The 929-nt window shown below is 35.5% G+C and carries 1 protein-coding gene; it reads right to left on the bottom strand.

Features of this window, described 5'->3' with window-relative positions:
• Positions 1–120: 120 nt before the first annotated feature.
• Positions 121–813 carry a hypothetical protein gene (locus IQO02_RS08435; protein WP_055319299.1) on the bottom strand — a complete coding sequence of 231 codons (693 nt, stop codon included), beginning with the start codon at positions 811–813 and terminating at the stop codon, positions 121–123.
• Positions 814–929 lie beyond the last annotated feature (116 nt).

Below are 929 nucleotides of genomic sequence, written 5' to 3'. Positions count from 1 at the left end.
TAAGATATTGTTGAGTTTTTTTACCTGATTTATAAGCTGGCATAATCACCTCCAATTACAATTGAAGGTGTCCATTAGATCGGGTCAACTACAGAATCCATCTTAAATGCCTTGTTATATTCATGATTGAACGATAAAGACCTGCTTTTCTATATCTTCGATTGCGACAGCTATAAACGCATCAACGACATTAACTAATTCTTCAATCAGTGAACTCTCTGTAATATGAAAATCCCATGAATCCTCGTTAATCTCAATCATTGGAAACGTTGCTTTTAGAGCTATAGCATTTTTTTTCAAAGACTTTTCATCCTGACCTTTAACTCGTGAATTCTGGTGGACTATTTGGTTTCTGAGCTGTTGAAATTCACAGATTCGGTCATACAGTTTCTTCTCATTCTTGAGGTCAACACTACAGATCAAGTCGATAAATTTAATGGACTTACGAATTATGTTGTTATCATTTAGATCCTGAAGCGCCAACTTGCTGTTAGTACAGTTCTTAATTTCAGTTGTTAAATGGGAAAGTGTACTTTCAAGTAATGTATAAACAAGAACGATTGACGAGTGATAGAAATAACTTTTTAGCTTTGAAATTTCTTTGTTGAATAAGTCGACCAAAATCTCTTCATCATCTGGACTGCTATCTATATCGGCAATCATACTTTGCTCCAAAGATTCGCCTTTTTCTGAAATAGCTTCACTTATATCAACCACGTAGCTTCTCAAGTATTTAAGTTCATACTCTGTTCTTTCTTTGAAGGCGTGCAGGTCTATCTTTTTTTCTTTTAAAGTACTCTTTTTAGTTAACACGTAATTCTCCAAATGAATATAACGCCCTGTTAAGGTGTGAGCAACGCAATACAAAGGCCGCCGCATACCACCTTAAACACTAAAACCAACGCATAGTAAAAATGCCACGCGTTGCG

Origin of the sequence: Vibrio sp. OPT24 (assembly GCF_015163545.1) — a bacterium.
Classification (GTDB): domain Bacteria; phylum Pseudomonadota; class Gammaproteobacteria; order Enterobacterales; family Vibrionaceae; genus Vibrio; species Vibrio cyclitrophicus.
The sequence above is the reverse complement of the archived record's forward strand: the minus strand, read 5'-3'. Positions and strand labels throughout refer to the sequence as shown.